The sequence below is a fragment of the Streptomyces thermovulgaris genome (assembly GCF_002155915.1).
GTDB classification, from domain to species: Bacteria; Actinomycetota; Actinomycetes; order Streptomycetales; family Streptomycetaceae; genus Streptomyces; species Streptomyces thermovulgaris.
On record NZ_MUME01000522.1, the window covers coordinates 1 to 655 of the forward strand.

Annotated in this window: 1 protein-coding gene; it reads left to right on the forward strand. The window is 68.7% G+C overall.

The window, feature by feature from the left end; all coding sequences use genetic code 11:
• Positions 1-312: 312 nt before the first annotated feature.
• Complete coding sequence (locus CCN35_RS27020) at positions 313-609, forward strand: GntR family transcriptional regulator (protein ID WP_211285589.1); 297 nt, start codon at positions 313-315, stop codon at positions 607-609.
• Positions 610-655: the final 46 nt, after the last annotated feature.

Consider the following 655-nt stretch of genomic DNA (forward strand, 5'->3'; position numbering starts at 1 on the left):
GAGGCGGAGGGGCGGAGAGTAAGGGGATGTGCGAGGCGGCGACGGTGGGGACGGGGGCGAGGGTCGCCTGCTCGGTGGGTTCCGGTGCCGGGACCGAGGAGAAGGCTCAGCCCATGGGCAAGCCGGCGGATAAGGTCGTGCATGTCGACGCTCCTGGACAGCGTTGGCCGTGCCCCGGGGCCCTGCCAGGCCGCCGGGGTCTTTGTTTGTGGTCGCAGACTACTTTGCTTCAGGACGCATTAGGTAGCAATAGGAAGCATGCAGTTGCACCCGTACGTGGTGGCCCGCTACCCGTCGCCTTAGCGTGCAGCCATGGCTGATGAGCGTGAATGGAGACCCGATCCGACGAGTCACGTCTACGTGTATCTGCAGGTCGTGCACCACATCGCTGAGCAGATCCGGACTGGACGGCTGCCTGCGGGGGCACGCCTCCCGGCCGAACGGGACCTCGCGGAGCAGTACGGCGTAGCCGTCAACACCATTCGCCGGGCCATCCGCGAGCTGCGCGACCGAGGGCTGGTCATCACCGTCCCCATCAAGGGAACCTTCGTACGCCCCGAGTCGGCCTCCGACGCCGCCCGAACGAACAACGACAGCCCCGCCGGCTGACGGCCCCGCCCGGCCCAGCCCGCTCCACCGCTTCCCGGCGCGCCGG

What these genes read in the sequence shown, in the direction of transcription:
- CCN35_RS27020 (WP_211285589.1), top strand. Translation starts at nt 313, where the DNA reads ATGGCTGATGAGCGTGAATGGAGACCCGATCCGACGAGTCACGTCTAC.